This is a genomic window from Microbacterium sp. BF1, from assembly GCF_019279095.1.
GTDB classification, from domain to species: domain Bacteria; phylum Actinomycetota; class Actinomycetes; order Actinomycetales; family Microbacteriaceae; genus Microbacterium; species Microbacterium maritypicum.
In genome coordinates, this window is sequence record NZ_JAGYWT010000885.1 from 1 (window position 1) to 536 (window position 536).

At 71.8% G+C, this 536-nt stretch carries 1 protein-coding gene and 1 pseudogene; both read left to right on the forward strand.

What is annotated here, in order from left to right:
- Positions 1–299 (forward strand): annotated as a pseudogene (locus tag KZA10_RS17360) (SLC13 family permease); the annotation flags it as partial.
- Between the two features lie 120 nt (positions 300–419).
- The coding region (locus KZA10_RS17365; RefSeq protein ID WP_218683530.1) for a glycerate kinase at positions 420–536 on the forward strand (117 nt) is incomplete at its 3' end.

The following is a 536-nucleotide window of genomic DNA, read 5'->3' on the forward strand; positions in this document are numbered from 1 at the left end:
CGTCGCGGTCCGCGCGCTCCGCCGCGATCATCCCCGTCGTGATCGCGCTCGCTCCTGCCCTCGGCGTCTCCCCGATGGCTGCGGCCTTCGCTTCGACCGCCGCGGCCGGCTTCTGCCACACGCTCCCCAGCTCGGCGAAGCCGATCGCGATGTTCGCCGACCCCGACATCGTCAGCGGCGGCTTCACACCGCAGGACCTGCGTCGGCTCTCCGTGCTGCTGGCACCGGCCATGTTCGTACTCGTGACGGTCTTCGCCCTGTGGGTCTGGCCCCTGATGGGGTTGCCGCTGCTGCTCTGATCGGCGGGCACCCGCCCCGCCCTGTTCTCAACCGTTCCGCGTGCGCCGCCGGTGCACCGGTGCTCGTCGTGCCCGCACACCGGGCGCTCGTCGCCCCTCTCGGGCGCAGAAGGAGGAATCATGTCGATCCACACCCCGCAGCGCATCCTGGTCGCACCGAGCGGATTCAAGGAGAGCCTGAGCGCCGAGGCCGTGGCCCAGGCGATCGCCGCCGGCGTGCGTCGGGTCATTCCCGGC